The organism is Thermocrispum municipale DSM 44069 (assembly GCF_000427825.1).
GTDB lineage: Bacteria > Actinomycetota > Actinomycetes > Mycobacteriales > Pseudonocardiaceae > Thermocrispum > Thermocrispum municipale.
In genome coordinates this window covers 1-16,758 of sequence record NZ_ATYT01000005.1, presented here as the reverse complement: position 1 = coordinate 16,758, position 16,758 = coordinate 1, and the positions used below count along the sequence as shown (strand labels likewise).

Sequence of the window (16,758 nt, the reverse complement as noted above, 5' to 3'; positions counted from 1 at the left end):
AGATGCGACGGTTGTTGGTCATCGCGCTGGCGGCGCTCGCCCTGTTCGGCGCCGCTGCCTGGTCGCTGGGCACCGAGGATTATCGCGTCAGCGTGCTGCTGCCCTCGGCGACGAACGTGGTCCAGGGCAGCCCGGTGCTGATGAACGGTTTCGAAGCCGGGAAGGTCGCCTCGATCCGGGTGCAGGACGGCAAGGCGCGGGTCGAGCTGGAGTTGGACTCCAAGCACGCTCCGCTGCACGACGGCGCGAAGGTGGAGGTGGCGTGGCGAGCGTTGCTCAGCGAGCGGCGTGTCACGATTACCGATGGCGCGCGGGAAAACGCGGCGATTCCGTCCGGTGGGATGATCAAGGGCGATATGCCGGTGCCGATGGAGCTGGACCAGGTGCTGGCCGCGCTGGACCCGGAGACCCGGACGCGGTTGGCCTCGCTGGTGCGGCGGCTGGACGGCACGCTCACCGGGCATGAGCAGGATCTGCGATCGACGCTGAAGGCCAGCGGGCCCGCGGTGGCAGCGCTCGGGGACGTCCTGCGCGGTCTCGGCACCGATGGTCCGGCGATCAAGCAGATGGTGAGCCGGGTCAACGCGATGGTGCAGACGCTGGCCGCGCGGGACGGCGACCTCCGCAACATCGTGAGCAGTCTGTCCACCCTGTCCGCGCAGACCGCGGGGCAGCGCCAGCGGCTGTCGGACGCGCTGGCGGCGCTGCCGGGAACGCTGGACACCGCGAACCGGACGTTGGGCAGTGTGCCCGGTGTGGCGGACAAGGTCACCCCGTTGCTGGACGACCTCCGGCCGGCCACCGAGCGGCTGCCCGGTGTGGCCGCCAACCTCGCCCCGGTGCTGCGAGACCTGCGGCCGTTGGTCCGTGAGCTGCGTCCGACGCTGGCCGCGGCGGATCTGTTGCTGGACAACACCCCAGCCCTGCTCGACAGCGCGCACCCGGCGGTGACCGGGCTGAACTCCGCGGTGGGTGCCCTGCTGCCCGCGCTGGAGTTCCTCCGTCCGTACACCCCTGAGCTCGCCGCGCATTTCTCCACCTGGGGCAGTGCGATGGCGAACTACGACCGGAACAGCCACTACTCACGGCTGCACATCTCGGTGAGCCCGCAAAGCGTGAACCTCAATCCGGGTGTGATTCTCCCGCCCGGGTTCACCTACCGCCCCTATCCGTTCCCGGGTGAAGCCGGCGGACAGCCATGGACCGACGCCTTCGGGAGTGGAGTGCGATGACCGCCAACACCGTCGCCGGGATCCCCGGCAGGAAGCCGATCCTGTCCAAGGCACGCGTCATCGCCGCGGTGATCTTCGTCGGCGCGACGGCGCTGGCGAGCTGGGGCATCCACCAGAGCTCCGAGTCCGGCGGCACCCTGGTGACCGCCGAGTTCGCCGACGCCAGCCCGCTGCTGGTGCGCAACGACGTCAAAGTGGACGGTGTCAAGGTCGGTGAGATCAAGGAAATCAAGGCCAGGGACGGGAAAGCCGCCGTCACCATGGAGCTGGATCCCGAAGCGCTGCCGCTGCACGACGACGCGAAAGTGACCATCCGCCCGGTCAGCCTGCTCGGTGAGCGCTATCTGGAGCTGGATCGGGGCACGCCCTCGGCGCCGGTGATGGCGCGCGGCGCCACGCTCCCGGTGGAGCGAACGGGCCGCAACACCGATCTGGACGAGGTGCTCAACACCGTCGACGATCCCACCGGCCAGTCGCTGGCCGCGCTGGTCACCATGCTTGGTGAGGGAGCGCGCGGAAACGGCGCCGACATCCAGGCCACGATCGAGGCGCTGGGGCCTGCCATGCGGGACGTCGGCGGACTGGTCCGCATCCTCGACGAGCAGAACCGGCTGCTCAACAGCGTGGTGGACAACGTGGCGCCGGTCGCCGGGGCGCTCGCCCGTGACGAGGGCAGGACGCTGGACGGGCTGGTGGCCTCCGCGCACCGGCTGCTGGGCACGATTTCCGCGCAGCAGCACGCATTCGAGTCGACGCTCGCGGAGTTGCCCGCCACGCTGAACGAAGCCAGGTCGACGCTGGCCCAGCTGGTGGGCACCGCGAACTCGGCCACGCCGATGCTCGCGGCGCTGCGCCCGACCACGGACAACCTGGCGGAGATCAGTGCGGAGCTCAAGCGGTTCGCCGACTCGGCGGACCCGGCGCTGGCCGCCGCGCAACCGGTGCTGGCCAAGGCGCAGGGGTTGCTGGACCAGGCGCAGCCGGTGGCCGCGGAGCTGCGCAAGGCCGGCCCGGACCTGGCGTCGAGCATCAGGTCGGCCGATCCGCTGGTGTCCCAGCTGACCGAGAACATCGGGGGCGTGATGGCCTTCATCCGCAACTGGGCGCTGTGCACCACCGGGCACGACGGGGTGTCGCACTACTTCCGCGGCCGCGTCATCGCGACCCCCTTCACAGTGACCGGCACTGTACCCGGGCTCAACGGAGACCTTGGCGTCGGCGAGCTGCTTTCCAGCAGCCGGCAGAACCCGCCACAGCCGCAGCAGCCCGCGCAGCCGCAGCAGCCCGCGCAGCCGGGTCTGCTGCCGCCGCTGGGCCTGCTCAGCCCGCAGCCGACACCCGACGGTGGCGTCACGGGCCTGAGCCAGCAACGAGAATCCGGCGTTCTCGGCTTCCTCCTGGGAGGGTTGTGATGGCAGCGATACGCAGGGCTCGGCCGAGGCGGTCGGTGCTGGTCGGGATAGCGGTGCTCGCCATGTTCGTGGCCTCGCTGCTGCTGGCGGTGAACGCGACCCACGGGGCTCCCTGGCACACCGGCACCGAACTCAAGGTGGCGTTCGACAACGTGGGCGCATTGCAGACCGGTGACGACGTCCGGATCGCGAACGTGCGGGTGGGCCACGTCAAGGAGGTCGGCCTGGTCGACGGCAAGCCGCAGGTCGTGCTCTCCTTCGACGAGGATCACGAGATCTACCGCAACGCCACCGCGTCGGTGGATGAGCGTTCCGCGCTGGGGCAGAAGTTCATCGATGTCAACCCCGGCGACCCCAGCGCGGGCCGGATGGGTCCGGACGACGTCCTGCCGGCCAAGAAGACCATGGGCGCGAACGAACTCTCCGACCTGCTCAGGGTGTTCGACGAGCCGACCCGCAAGGGGCTCGGCACCGCTGTCCGCGAGCTCGGCGGTGGCGCCGGTGGGCACAGCCAGGACGTCCGTGACGTACTCGCCGCGGCGCCCCAGATGCTGCCGGATCTCGGGACGGTGGCGCGGGCGCTCAGCGCGGACAACGGGGCCGACCTGCGCGCGGTGCTGTCCACCGCGAACAGCCTGGCCGGTCGGTTCGCCGGCCGCCAGGAGCAACTCGGCGAACTGGCCGGCCAGCTGGACACCACCTTGCACGCGCTGGCGGTGGACAATGGAGAACCGCTGTCGCAGGCGCTGCAGAAAGCGCCGGAGACGTTGCGCGAGGCCCGTGGCGCGCTGCAGACGGTGCGTGAGCCGTTGGCGCAGACCGAGTCCGCGGCACGGCAGCTCGAACCGGGCGCGCTGTCGTTGGGGCAGGCGACCCCGGATGTCCGGGGCGTGCTGCGTGAGGCGGTCGGCCCGCTGGACAAGGTCCCCGGGGTGGCGCGCAGCGCCGAACCGGCGGTCACCGAGCTCACCCAGACCTTCGCTGACGCCCGGCCGCTGGCGCCGGTACTGACCAAGGCGTTCGGTGACATGCAGGTCCCGCTCGCCGTGCTCAAGCCGTACGCACCGGAGATCGCGATGTTCTTCAACAACGCGTCGAGCGCGCTCAGCAACGGTGACGCCGCCGGGCACTGGCTGCGCATCTATCTGAACGTGGGCGCCGAATCGGTGCTGGGCACCCTGCCGATCGCGGACCCGACCGCGTCGCGCAACGCGTACCCGGCGCCGGGGCAGGCGATCAAGGACCGGGAGAAAGGTCCGCTCGGCACACGAGCGGGAAGGTGAGTCGGCATGGCAATCCACGGTAGGAAGGGCAGGGGCGTCAGCGGCCGGCGGGTGAAGTCACCGGCGCGCATCGGTGTCCTGATGGCGGTACTGACGTTGGCGATCGGCGCCGCCCTGTTCAACAAGGACCGGATCGCCACCGTGCTGAGCTCCGGTGACGTGGTGCGCATCAACTTCGCGCAGGACTACAAGCTGCGGGAGGACCTCACCGACGTCAAGATCGCCGGTGTCCCGGTGGGCCGGGTCAGCTCGGTCGAGGAGAACGGCGACGGCACCGCCACAGTGGAAGTGAAGGTCGGGGAGGGCGTGCGGGACAAGCTCGGCACCGCCCCGTCCGCCGAGATCCGGCCGGTGACGCTGCTCGGCGGGAAGTACTACGTCGACCTCGTTCCCGGTGGGGACAAGGGAAGCCCCGCCGCCGACATCCCGGTCGAGCGCACCAGGCTGCCGGTCGAGCTGGACAAGGTGGCCAGGTCGCTGCAGCCGCCGGCGCTGGAGGGCGCGCGCTCGGCGGTCTCCCAGCTGGACAAGACCCTCAACCAGGGTGGGTCCTCCGCGATCGACGAACTGCTGGCCGACGCGCCGCCCGCGCTGGCGCCGGCGGGACAGGTGCTGACCGCGGCCAGGGGCACCAATCCGCGAACGGATCTGCCCGACCTGGTGCGCAACCTGGAATCCACCGGCCGGGTGCTCAGCGAGCAGGACGGCAGGCTCGACGCCATCGTGCACGATCTCGCCACCGGCAGCGCGGTGCTGGGCAAGCGGGCGCGGGATGTCGCCGGCACGATCGAGACGCTGCCGGACACGCTGCACAGCGCGAACGCCGGTCTGTCCAGGTTGGACGCCACGCTCGGCAGGCTGAGGAACACCGCGGATTCGGCGCGGCCGGTCGCGCGTGAGCTGAACACCACCTTGGAGCACGCCGACCCGGTGCTGGTCAAAGCCAGGCCACTGGTCAGCGATGCCAAGGACCTGCTGGTGGACGCCAGGCCGCTGGTGCAGGACCTGGTGCCGGCCAGCCAGCGGACCACCGACGTGATGCGCGGACTGAACGGTCCGGTGCTGGATCGCGTCAACGGCCCGATCACCAAGTTCGTGCTCTCGCCGTGGAACGGCACCGGGCCCTACACCGGTTCCGGCTCGGATCGGCCGTTCTACCAGGAAGTCGCGTTCCTCGCCGCGAACCTCGTGCGGGAAGCCGTGGCCTCCGACCGCAACGGCCACGTGATCATGGCCCACGCCGGGATCGGGCCCGGCTCGGTCGGCGGGCTGCCGATCAGCTTCGAGCAGCTGGTCTCCCAGCTGATCCAGATGCAGGTGCGGAAGGCGGAAGGTGGTCCCCGATGAGCACACCGCGCAGGCCCGGCCGGTTGACGCGGGCATGGGAGCGGATGAAGAACGAGCCCGGGCTGGTCCGCAACCTTGCGGTCACCCTCGCGCTCGTCCTGCTCGCCAGCGTGTGCGGCGGCATCATCCTGACCAACCAGCGGTTCAACTGGCCGTGGGAGGACGAGCTGACCTTCTACGTGACCCTGCGCAGCAGCCCCGGGGTGAGCCCCGGCAACGGGCAGGAGGTGCGCATCGCGGGCGTGCAGGTCGGCGACATCAGGTCGGTCGACGTGGACGACAACGGCAACGCCAAGCTCGGGATCGCGATCGACCCGCAATACCGCGTCTACGACAACGCGAAGGTCGTGCTGCGCCCGAAGAGCCCGGTGAACGAGATGTACATGGAGCTCAACCCGGGCGGGCCGCCGGGCAAGCAGCTCAGTGACGACGCGGTGCTCCCGGTTGCCAACTCGCAGCGGCCGATCCAAATCGACGAGGTGCTCGGGCACCTCGACGTCAACACGCGGGACGCGCTGACCAGTCTGCTGTCCGAGTCCGACGTGGCGCTGGCCAAGGCACCGGAGCAACTGCCCGAGGGGGTGAAGGCGACGGACCAGGTGGCCAGGAACCTGCGCCCGGTGGCGGAGGCATTGCAGACCCGCAAGGACACACTGGCCAAGCTGGTCACCTCGCTCCAGCAGATCGCCACCAGCGTGGGCGGCAACGACACCCGGCTGTCCGAACTGGCCACCGCCCTGCAGCGCACGCTGAACACCGTCGGCACGCGCAGCGATTCGCTGGACGCGACCCTGGCCGCGCTGCCGGACGTGATGCGCCAGCTCAAGCAGGCGACGCAGGCCGTGCAGGGGCTGTCCGACCAGCTGGACCCGACGCTGGACAATCTGCAGAAGGCCACCGGGACCCTGCCCGATTCGTTGTCCCGCTTGACGAAGACCGCGGACCGGATCGGCCAGACGGTGGACGTGGCCGCACCGGTGGTGGCCAAGGCGCGTCCGGTGGTCGCGGACCTGCGCCCGTTCACCGGCAAGCTGAACGAGGCCCTGCCCGCACTCGGTTCGATCACGAGGAACCTGGACCCGGTGACCGGGAACCTGGTGTCCTATTTGAACGATCTCGGCGCCTTCGTGGTGCAGACCCGATCGGTCACCAGCCTCACCGATGGCAACTCCGGCGTACTGCGGGCCCAGGTGGGCATCGCACCCTCGTCCGTGCCCACGGACTTGTTGAACTTCCTGTCCACCCCGAAACCGGGTAGGTGAGGCAAAATGCGCATAGCCCATGGCGCGCTACCGGCCATCCGCCTGGTGGTGCTCGTGTTGTTCGTCGCGGTGTGCTCGGTCATCTTCGGCTACCTGTGGCTGAACTCGGGCGGCAAGCTCCCGCTGCTGAGCAGGTCCGGATACCAGGTCTCGTTCATCGCACCGAAAACAGCGAACCTGGTGTACAACGGCGACGTGATGATCGCCGGCGTCCCGGTCGGCGACGTGGAGAAGATCGACGTACACGGCGGCGAAGCCGAGGTCACCATCCAGCTGAACGAGCAGCACCCGCTGCACGAGGGGGTTACCTTCCAGCTGCGGAACAAGACGCTCGTCGAGGAGACGTTCGTCGAGATCGTCGACGGCCACGGTGCGAAGATCCCCAGTGGTACCAAGCTTCCTGCCGAATCGGTGAAACCGGCCGTCAAGCTCAACGACGTGCTGGCCAGCCTGGACGGCGACACCAGGGCGGCACTGGCCGGCAGCGTGCGCTCGCTCGGCGCGGGTACCGAGGGCACCAGGCAGGACCTGTCCGCGGCCCTGTCCGGGCTGGGTGATCTGGGTCGGCAGGGCAAGGACGCGCTCGGCGCGCTCGCCGCCCAGTCCGACGACCTGCGGCAGCTGGCCGCGAACAGCGCCACACTGCTGGCGGCGCTGGACAGCCGCCAGGGCCAGATCGCCCAGATGGTGCAGAACGCGAACGAGCTGAGCAAGGCGACCGCCGGAGGTGCCGGCCAGATCGAGGACGTGGTCCGCAAGCTGCCCACCCTGCTGGACACGGCGAAGCAGGCCAGTGCCGGGCTGAACCGGCTGTCCGGATCGCTGGCACCGGTGGCGCGCGACCTGAACGCGGCCGCGCCGGCGTTGAGCACGGCGCTCGCGGAACTGCCCGCCACCGCGGCGGACCTGCGTGGCCTGCTGCCGTCCCTGGACGGTGTGCTGAACAAGTCGCCCGGCACGCTGGACCGGGTCCCGCAACTGTCCACCGACCTGCGCCAGCTCATCCCCAACGCGCGGGTGGCGATGTCCGACGTCAACCCGATGCTGGCCTACCTGCGTCCCTACGGGCCGGAGATCGCGGCCTACTTCATCAACTGGGGCGACAGCGTCACCAACGGCGACGCCAACGGCAAGTACTGGAACGTCTACCCGATCCTGAACGAGTACAGCATCAAGGGGCTTCCGATCAAGAACAGCACGCTCGGCCCGCTCAACAAGCACAACCCGTACCCGGCGCCCGGCACGCTGAATGATCCGGGCCCACAGGACCGGCCGTACCCGCGCCTGGAACGGGAAGGCAACTAAGCGGTGGCGCGGCATGGCATGCACGGGATGATCGGCCGGCTGATCCGGCGAATGCCTGCTCCGCTTCGGGTCCGTCCCACACGCAAAGGCATCACGATCGCGGTGGGCGCGGTGCTCGCGGCGGGCGCGCTGCTCGGCGGGCTTGCGCGGTCCACAATGGAGACCGGCGTCGAGTCGTTCCTGCCGTCCGGGCACGAGTCGGTCGCCGGGCTCGACGAGCTGGCCGGTTCGTTCGGCGGCGATCCGGTGGTGGTGCTGCTGGAGACCGACGGCCCGAGGCGGCTGCTCAACGAGGACAACATCGAGAAGGTCCTCCGGCTGGAAGGCAGGTTGTCCACGTTGCCGGACGTCGCCGCGGTGTACGGGCCGGCGACGATCGTGAACCAGATTGCCGGCCAGGCGCAGAAGTTCCTGGCGGAGCTCACCGGCCGCCGCGACGCCGAGCGTGGTGCCGCGGAGGAGGCCGCGAGGAAGTCCGGAGCGAGCGACAAGGCCGTCCGCAGCGCCGGTGACAAGGCGGTGCAGGCGTTCGACGCGCGGTACGGGCCGTTGCTGGTGCAAGGGCTGCCGGCCGGGCTGCCCACGCTGCGCAATCCGAACTTCGTCGGCACCGTGGTCTACAACTCCGACGGGCAGCCGCGCCCGCAGTGGCATTTCGTGATTCCCTCGGCGGATTCGATCGCGATCCTGGTCCGGCCGAGGGAGGGGATCAAGGCCGAGGCCACCGGGAACCTGGTGGCCGGGATACGTCAGGCGGTCGCCGACTCCGGTCTGCAGACCAGGGCGGCCACGGTTTCCGGGGTGCCCGCGGTCGCCTCCGGGGTGGGGGAGCAGGTGGCCGAGGAGATCCCGTTGCTCGGCGGCCTCGCCGTGCTCGCGGTCGCCGCCTGCTTCCTGTGCGTGCCCTGGGCCAGGCGCAGCCGGCGGCTGGGGCCGGTGGTCACGGCGCTGCTGGCCACCGGGTTCACCGTCGCCCTGTTCGGCTGGCTGGACCGGCCGCTCTCGCTCGGGGTGCTGGCGTTCCTTTCGGTGCTGCTGGGTATCGGGGCGTTCTACCCGATGTATTTCGCGCAGCGGGCGCGGCGGCGCACCGTGCTGGTGGTGGCCGCCGCGACCTCGGCCAGTTTCGCCGCACTGACCCTGTCGCCACTGCCGTTCGTCCGCGATCTCGGGCTGGCGCTGGCGGCGGGAGTGCTCTGCGCCGCGTTCACCGGGCTGGCGCTGGCGCGCTGGCTTGCCGACGCCCCGTCCCCGGACGGTCCGCAACCGACGGCGGCCCTCCAGGCGTGGCCACCTTCGACGAGAGGCGTGCGCCTGGGGGTGAGCCTGCTCGTCGTGGTGGCGGCGGTCGCCGGCTGGGCGCTGCTGCCCGGGCTGCCGCTACGCTCGGACTTCCGTAGTTTCGCCGACGGCCTGCCGGCGCTGTCCGACGCGGAGCACGTGGAGCGCAAGATCGGCTCCTCCGGTGAGCTCGACATCGTGGTGCGTGGCGAGAACGTACGTTCGGTCGAGGCGTTCGACTGGATGCGGCGGGCCCAGACGGCCGTGATCTCCGCACATGGCGAGCAGATGCGGCCGGTGGTCTCGCCGGTGTCCATGTTGCCCTTCCTCGGCCCGGCGCCGACGAGCGAGCAACTGTCCTCGGCGCTCCGGCTGCTACCGCCGTACCTGGTCGGGTCGGTGATCCGCGACGACGGGAAGGTCGCGGTGCTGAGCTTCGGCGTCGACATCAACGATCTCGGTGCGCTGCAGCGGTTACGCGACGAGGTGCTGGCGAGCCTGCCGCCGGCTCCGCCGGGGTACACCACCGAGCTGGCCGGACTGCCCCTAGTCGCGGTGACCGCGCAGGAAATGGTGTCCGCGGACCGGATCTGGGGCAACCTCGCCGGTATCGGTGCCGCCGGGCTGGTCCTGCTCATCGGGTTGCGCCGGCGCGGCGACGCGGTGCGTGCGGTGGCCGCGGGTGTGGTGGCCACCGGTGCCGGGTTCTGCGCGTTGTGGCTCACCGGAATCCCGCTCAGCCCGGTAACGGTGGCGCTCGGGTCGCTGACGACCGCGATCGGGTGCGAGTTCACCGTGCTGCTCGCCGAAGCGACCCGGCGGGGCAGCCGTCGGCTGCTTCGTTCGGTCCTGCTTGCGACCGCGACCTCGGCCGTCGGCTACGCGGTCCTCGCCGCGTCCCAGCTTGCCGTGATCCGCGAGTTCGGCATCCTGCTTGCGGGCTCGGTCATGCTCGCGCTGCTTGCCGCCAGCTGTGTCGTCGCGGCGACCGTGCGGCGGGAGCAACGCGGACCGCGAGGTGCGGTAGCCCCCGAACCGTCCACGAAGCCCACCGTAGGAGCCATGGGATGAACACCGAGCGGAACCAGACATTTACCGTTCATCGCGCTACGCGAACGGAAATAGCAGCGCCAGGTCGGCACCGCGCGCCGTAAAGTTCACACCTTACGAATGAGGAGTGAACGGTGACAGACGCGGCGAAGCCCGACTTCGAGCAGAACCTGGTGGACTTCGGGTCGGCCAGGTTCACCCAGCTTCGGCCGGGTCAGCACCAGGTTCTCACCACCTACGCGGACCAGCACCTCGACACGGCGGATCTGGCCATCGAGATGCCCACGGGCGAAGGCAAGACACTGCTGGCTCTGCTGATCGCCGATCATGCCCTCAGCCGCGGTTGGTCGGTGGCCTATCTGACCGGTACCCGCCAGCTCGCCGAGCGGGTTGACGAGGAAGCCGAAGATCTGGGACTGGACGTGGTCCGCTTCGCCGCGAAGGACTACGGCGGCGCGAAGCTCGACGACTACCACCAGGCTCAGGCCGTCGGCGTGATGAACTACTGGGTCTACTTCAACAGCGATCCGAAAGTTGGGGCCGCTGACCTGGTCATCTTTGACGATGCTCACCTCGCCGAGCAGCCCCTCAGCGGGCTGCAGACCTTGCGCATTCCCGACAAGCTGGGCCCTGCCCGCCAGCTCTATCGGACGATCTGCGAGCTCGTGGTGGCCCACACCGACGCCTACCCCGGCCTGCGCGCGATGCTGGACGGCACCGCCCGGCCCGGTACCCCTCCCGAGTTGCTGTCGTTCAGTGATTGGGACGCGATCGTGGGCCCAACGCGCGACGCTATCGGGGCATCGCCACTCGTCACGGACCGTGACCTCAAGGACGAGATGCGATACGTCTGGCCAACGGTCCGCGACCACCTCACCCAGTGCGGCGTTCTGATCGGCCCCTCCGGCATCGAGATCCGCCCCTACCATCCGCCCACCACGCTGAACCCCCAGTACAGCCGTGCCAAGCAGCGGATCTACCTGTCGGCCACCCTCGGCTCGATGGACGACCTCCAGCGCCGAGTCGGAGGTGGGCCGGTCACCCGTCTCACGACCGCCACCCCGCTGCCGCCTGGTGCGACGGGCGAGCGTCTCCTGGTACTCAACCCCAGTGCCGAGCATCCCTTCGACCAGCACGTTCTCGGCTGGGCCCTTGCCCAAACCCAGGCCGCCGGTGGCCGTGCGGCCTGGCTGTGCGCCAGCCACGCCGAAGCCGACATCCTCCAAGAGACCCTCATCGCCTACGGACAGCAGGTTTATCGTCTTCGTCCTGGGGATGACTCGATGGTCGACACCTGGAGTCGTGTCGCCAACGGACACCTGATCACGGCCGGCCGCTACGACGGGCTCGACCTCGCGGGTGACCTGTGCAAGCTGGTCATCATCACCACCGTCCCGCAGGCCAGCAGCGAGTTCGAGCGATTCGTCGTCGCCTACCTCGGCGATGCCAGCTTCATGCGGCACCGCGTCGGTCAGCGCGTCACCCAAGCATTGGGCCGCGCCAATCGCGAAGCGACCGACCGGTCCCTCTACCTCGGACTCGACCCCAGCTTCGCGCAAATGCTCGCCGACCCGGCCGTCCGCAAGTCGATTCCTGCGGGCACCGAGCCCACCATTCGCACCGCGCTGGAGATCTACGACCAAGGCTGGGAAGGCACCCTGCGCGCCTGCACCTCGTTCTGGCAGCCAACCCCACAGGCTTCGGCCTCCACGGAGGCCGCCGCACCGACGAGTCCTCGCCGCAAGGCACGGCCCGGCCGCAATATCGGCGGAAGCAGCGACGTCTCCAGCGCCAACGCGGAAGTCTCCGCAGCGACCGACTTGTGGCTCAGCGACCACGCGGGAGCAGCCAAGAAAGCCAGTGAAGCTGCCGCTCAACTGGCCAAGGCCGGGGAAACCGAACACGCCGCGTTCTGGCGCTACGTGGAAGCCCACGCCCACTTCGATCGCGGACGCCCTCAAGACCTGGCCGCCGCGCGCAAGGCACTCGAGGACGCCACTGCGGGCGGCCCGCGCACCACCTGGTTCCGCCGACTGGCCCGCACCGTCGCCGACCTCGAAGGCTACGAACAGACCGCCGACGACACCGACCGGTTCTTCCTCGCCTGGGACGAGTGGCGCCGTGAAGCCGGCGCCCGACTCGACCGTGTCCTCTCCGAGGGGCGCGCCCTGCTCACCGGCAGCCACGACCAGCAGTGTGAAGGGCTGACCAGGCTCGCTCGCCTCGTGGGGGCCAGCGGAGAACGCCCGCCCAAGACCGAGCAGAGCGCCACGGACTGCCGCTGGACCTGGTCCACCGTCAAGCGCGCCGAGCGCCGCGTCTGGGAGGTGAAGACCGTTCCGAAGGGCGAGCCGAAGCCGCTGATCCGCGGCGACGTGAACCAATTGCTCGGCCAGATCGAGGTCGAGACCAGGCGATCGGCGAAGACCCGCGTGTTCGGCTGCCTGCTGACCCCGGCCACCACCACCAAGGATGACGCTGCCGAGGCGGCGCACGACAAGATCGTGTTGGTCAACCACGGTGCGGCCGTCCGGCTCTACGACATGCTGGCCGACCGCCTTCGCCAATACGACGCGCTGTGCGGCGACAACAACGCCGAAGCACGTGGTGAGGCTCGCACGAGGATCGAGGCGCTCCTGCCCCAGGAGGACAGCTGGTTGGGCAAGCTGCTCGCACCCTCCCGTGGCCGGCTCGTCACGGCAGACGACGTGGCCGCCATCTTCCCGTCAACGTGACGACAAGTAGCTGCTCAGACCTTGTCTTAGCCCAGGTGAAAGCTCACATGTAAAAGGCGTACCGCCCCTGCGGACGATCCTGCGGGCCGAGGTGGCGCAGGATCTGACCGACCCGGTCCGCTGTACGCAAGGTGATCGGCTGCCGCCCATCGAGCTGGGTCTGGTTCCAGTTCATCTTGGTCAGAGCAAGCAACTCCTCGGCCAGGTGCTCGGGACTGGACTCGGTCTCGATCATCCGAAACGGCAGCGGGGTCGGGATGTACATGCCGGGGTAGGTGCCGTAGAAGGGCACGCTGCCGCGGGTGTAGAGGACGTGCTGGCGGGCGTCGAGGCTGAACAGTGTGCCCCGCAGGGGAGGGTGCGCGGCGGGGCGAAACAGCCGCACGGGGTCATGCGCGGGAAACCAGAGCAGCTCCACGGTGTCGATGTCGGCGTCGTCGGCCGCAGCACGGAAACCGTTGATCTCTTCCGGCGTGTAGGAGGAGGTTTTGTGCAGCACGACGCGCGCGGGAAGGTGGCGGTGTTCCTTGCGGTAGCGGCCGAGCGCATCGGTGAGGAGGGCGTGCGCGTCGTTCTCGGTGAGGTGGGGTTGTTTGTCGTGATGGGAGACCTTGGCGGGGGCTCCTCGGACGATCACGCCGTCGCCGCGCTGGTTGAACACCTGAGCGACGCTGGTCTCGAGGGTGGTGTGGTCGCCGCTGCGGTAAAAGGTGACGCCGACGTAGCAGCTGTCGAGGTCGGTGGACTCGCGCGGCAGGCGCCAGGGCACGCCGCCGGCCTTGTAGTAGAGAGCGGTGTGCAAGTTCCATGCCCGCGTGGCGAGGTCCTGGAGGCGAGGCTTGTCCCCGCCTGGCGGTATGAAGCTCGGATCCCAGGTACTGCGGCGGATGATCTGGATGGGGCGGCTGTAGCGCATGGCCACGGCCTTGAGCACGGCACGGAAGTCGTCGACCGGCTCGGCGGGCCGAGCCTTCTTCCAGGGGGCGTCGGGGTCGACCTGTGCTGCGGGGCGTTCTGGGAGTTGTTCGGGTCGGGCGATGAGGACGACATCGCAGCCGGGCTCCTCGTCGAGCACTTCGAGTTCGGCGGCGTACAGCTCCACGGCGGCCTTGACGGCGGCCTGCGGCGCGAGGTCGGTCAATCGCTGGAGGTCGCGATCGCGGATTGGTCGCTCCAGGCGCGAGTCCCACACCAGGGTGGAGCGGAATCCGGTACTCGTGTCGAAGCCGGGGAACGGCACAAACAGTCTTCCGAGTCGGCTGTCTTTGGCGGCGATGGGCTGACGGCAGGTGTCCAGCCAGCGCCGCAGGCCCTGAATGGATGATGGGGTGCCCACGATGCCGACCCGGATCGTGCGCACGGCCGTGTTCGTGGCGTCGGCGGGTCCGTAGTCGGTGATGCCGTGGCGCGGGTCGATGTGGCGGGCGCCGCCGCTGAACTCCAGCGGGGGTTCGTCCATGACGGTCAGCTTCACGGTTCCACCTCGAACAGGGCCAGTTCGTCGTCGGTCGGCTGATCAGGTTCGGGAGTACCGTCGCCGTCGTCTGCGGTGTCGGTGTCGTTCTTTCGCGGATCGGTCTGCCAGGCGGCGTCGTCGATGGCACGGTCGGAGGTGTAGGTCACCAGGTCGCCGTAGGTGAGGATGGTTTCGCGAGGGTCAAGGACTCCGTCTTCGCCGTGGAGGTAGGTGGCCCACATGCGGGTCTGGCCGTGGACGGCGGGGTTCTTGTCGAGTCGCTTGATGCCGGCGAGGTGCTCGGACATGAACAGCGAGTCGCGGTATCCGTCGCGGGTGTAGTGGTAGGTCGGGGTGAGAGCGCAGTACCACTGGTCGTCGAGCGGCATGAATTGCCATTCCAGGGCGACGTGCTTGTAGTAGCCGACCTGGTCGGGTTTGTTCTTTTTGAACTTCGGGTGGAACACAAGCCGTTGCCGTCCGCTTGCTCCTCGGATGTGGCGGGGTTTTAGGTCAGAGGTTGGGCGGAAGTAGACGATCTTGCGTCCGCCGTGCCAAGCGCAGTCGACGCTCACGTCGTGCTGCAGCGCGTAGTTGAGCAGTTGTACAAGCCAGCGCTGCCGCATCGGATCGGAGTTCCACGACGCCGTTTCCACGGCGTCAGTAGGACCGTTGGCGACGTGGCGCAGGGCGGTCTCCTCCAGCGGCATCCAGCTGTAGATCTGTCCACCTCGCAGGATGAAGTCGCGCCGCACGTCCGGGTCGTCGCTGTCACGCTGTCGACTGATGACCTCCCGCGGGTCGGTGTACTTCGTGGGAGCCGCGTAGATGAGGGCGGGGACGGCGATCCGGAGGAGGTTGGTGGTCAGTACCTCCTCGCGGTGCTCCGCCACTGGGACATGAGCACGTCCGTGCGGGTCGGCGAGGTTGAGTAGCCGGTGCGCCGCGTTCTGGTCGAAGCGCTGGGTACCTTTATCGAAGTCGATCCGGCCGGAAGCACGGTGACCGGGGTTGGCGAACCAGCTTTGGATGTGCATCCACCATGCTTCGCCGGTCTGGGGGTGAGCGCAGACCAACAGGACCGGATTGTCGGCACCCATCCAGTAGTCCACGTCGGCCTGCTTGCACAGGTAGTGGAAGCCACGTTCGTTCTCGCCGGGAAAGGGGCGATCACTCGCCTTGCTCTGCACGAAGATCACCCTGCTGGCAACCTCGCCGGTCGACGGGTCGCGCAGCTCGATCTCCCCGTCGATTCCAGCGTCGAGGGTTCCGGTCCGCTCGTGCCACACGAAGCCCATCTTGTTGACCATCTGGTGAATGAGCGCGATACCGCTGTCACCGATGTGCGAACCCACACCGATCTTCTTCATGCACACCTCACCGGGTCCGGGATGCTTGTCCCATGCCTCCGGACAGAACCACCTGTGGCAGCACGACCGACCATCTGCGCGACTCCCTTCGCGATGACCATGCACGCTACGCCGAGGGTCCGACAAAACGAGGCAAACAGCTGTAACGAGCCGTCCGATCAGGTGCAACAGCGTGTCCGGTCCGGCCAGGGTGCGCAGGGCCGAGCAGCAGGTAAGCGGTGGGCGGTTCGGTCACGCTCCGCCCACCGCCAGTTACTCACTCGGTCGGCTGGAACTCGAAGCGGCCTTCGACCACTAGGCTGCCGCGATAAACCTGCTGGTCAGCCCTGTTCCCATCCTTTGGTACTCCCGCCGGGGGCGCAAAAACCCCAGTTCAGAGCTTTGACCCGGGGTACCGCAGACACCACCGCCCATGCTTAACCCATGTCTTTGGTTTCCAACGGCGGACGTTCCCCAAGAGCTGACCCGGCTCGTTCGCCGACGACTCCGCGTTCCATGTAGGTCTCTTGGGTCGTACTGATCCGCTCATGACCGAGGTAGTCGGCGATCTCTCGGGCGCTTAGTCCGGCACGATCAAGAGCATCGGCGACGTAATGCCGGAAGTCGTGGGGACTAAGCCCTTCGAATGGTGTTCCGGCAACAACCTTGCGGAATTGCGCGGCCGTGTTGCTGGGGTCTCGCAAGCTGCCAGTGCTCGTGGGGAACACCCACTGCGAAACGGACTCGACGTGCCGCCGTTTGAGTACGTCCTGTCGCGCGTCAGACTTTGTGGCTCAGGGGTTATGTAGGTTCCTGAGCAGGAGGTATGACGATGAGCCGTCCCCCGGTGTTCCCGGTGGAGGACAAGATCCGGATCGTGCTGAGCGTGCTGTCCGGGGAGATGACGATCGCCGAGGCCGCTCGGCGGAACAAGGTCTCGGAGCAGTCGGTGTCGCGGTGGAAGGCCCAGTTCCTCGAGGGCGGCCGGGCCGGGGTTGCCGAGGGCGGTAAGGCCGGTCCCTCGAGTCGTGAGGAGCAGTTGCAGG

Annotated in this window: 11 protein-coding genes and 1 pseudogene; 9 read left to right on the top strand and 3 right to left on the bottom strand. The window is 68.7% G+C overall.

Annotation, left to right across the window (positions count from 1 at the left end; all coding sequences use genetic code 11):
- The first annotated feature begins 2 nt into the window (after window positions 1-2).
- From YWM_RS0105290 to YWM_RS0105255, 8 genes are all read left to right on the top strand, one after another.
- Window positions 3-1,232 (top strand): MlaD family protein, encoded by a 1,230-nt coding sequence (locus YWM_RS0105290; protein WP_028849843.1) that lies wholly within the window; start codon window positions 3-5, stop codon window positions 1,230-1,232.
- A complete protein-coding gene (locus YWM_RS0105285; protein ID WP_052344585.1) occupies window positions 1,229-2,644 on the top strand; it encodes an MlaD family protein in 1,416 nt (471 codons plus the stop codon). The genes YWM_RS0105290 and YWM_RS0105285 overlap by 4 nt, the downstream gene beginning before the upstream one ends.
- Window positions 2,644-3,927, top strand: a complete 1,284-nt coding sequence (locus YWM_RS0105280) for an MlaD family protein (protein WP_028849841.1) — start codon at window positions 2,644-2,646, stop codon at window positions 3,925-3,927. Before YWM_RS0105285 ends, YWM_RS0105280 begins: the two co-directional genes overlap by 1 nt.
- 6 nt (window positions 3,928-3,933) lie before the next feature.
- Window positions 3,934-5,274: an MlaD family protein gene (locus tag YWM_RS0105275; RefSeq protein WP_028849840.1), complete on the top strand. Its 1,341-nt coding sequence runs from the start codon at window positions 3,934-3,936 to the stop codon at window positions 5,272-5,274.
- Complete coding sequence (locus YWM_RS0105270) at window positions 5,271-6,536, top strand: MlaD family protein (RefSeq protein ID WP_028849839.1); 1,266 nt, start codon at window positions 5,271-5,273, stop codon at window positions 6,534-6,536. The genes YWM_RS0105275 and YWM_RS0105270 overlap by 4 nt, the downstream gene beginning before the upstream one ends.
- A gap of 6 nt (window positions 6,537-6,542) precedes the next feature.
- Window positions 6,543-7,841, top strand: a complete 1,299-nt coding sequence (locus YWM_RS0105265; protein ID WP_028849838.1) for an MlaD family protein — start codon at window positions 6,543-6,545, stop codon at window positions 7,839-7,841.
- Between the two features lie 51 nt (window positions 7,842-7,892).
- A complete protein-coding gene (locus YWM_RS0105260) occupies window positions 7,893-10,193 on the top strand; it encodes an RND transporter family protein (RefSeq protein ID WP_156914658.1) in 2,301 nt (766 codons plus the stop codon).
- A 113-nt stretch (window positions 10,194-10,306) separates the two neighbouring features.
- Window positions 10,307-12,907, top strand: coding sequence for a DEAD/DEAH box helicase family protein (locus YWM_RS0105255; protein WP_028849836.1), 2,601 nt, complete (start codon window positions 10,307-10,309; stop codon window positions 12,905-12,907).
- Window positions 12,908-12,950: 43 nt separating this feature from the next.
- Here YWM_RS0105255 and YWM_RS0105250 read toward each other — a convergent pair whose 3' ends face one another.
- From YWM_RS0105250 to YWM_RS25555, 3 genes and pseudogenes are all read right to left on the bottom strand, one after another.
- On the bottom strand, window positions 12,951-14,381 hold the full coding sequence (locus tag YWM_RS0105250; RefSeq protein WP_028849835.1) for an argonaute/piwi family protein: 1,431 nt from the start codon (window positions 14,379-14,381) through the stop codon (window positions 12,951-12,953).
- Window positions 14,378-15,733, bottom strand: coding sequence for a DUF4365 domain-containing protein (locus YWM_RS0105245; RefSeq protein ID WP_028849834.1), 1,356 nt, complete (start codon window positions 15,731-15,733; stop codon window positions 14,378-14,380). The genes YWM_RS0105250 and YWM_RS0105245 overlap by 4 nt, the downstream gene beginning before the upstream one ends.
- A 416-nt stretch (window positions 15,734-16,149) precedes the next feature.
- Window positions 16,150-16,470: pseudogene (locus tag YWM_RS25555) on the bottom strand (tyrosine-type recombinase/integrase); the annotation flags it as partial.
- A gap of 74 nt (window positions 16,471-16,544) precedes the next feature.
- Between YWM_RS25555 and YWM_RS22275 the strand changes: the two are divergent.
- A partial coding sequence (locus YWM_RS22275; RefSeq protein WP_028849833.1) for a helix-turn-helix domain-containing protein occupies window positions 16,545-16,758 on the top strand: 214 nt, incomplete at its 3' end.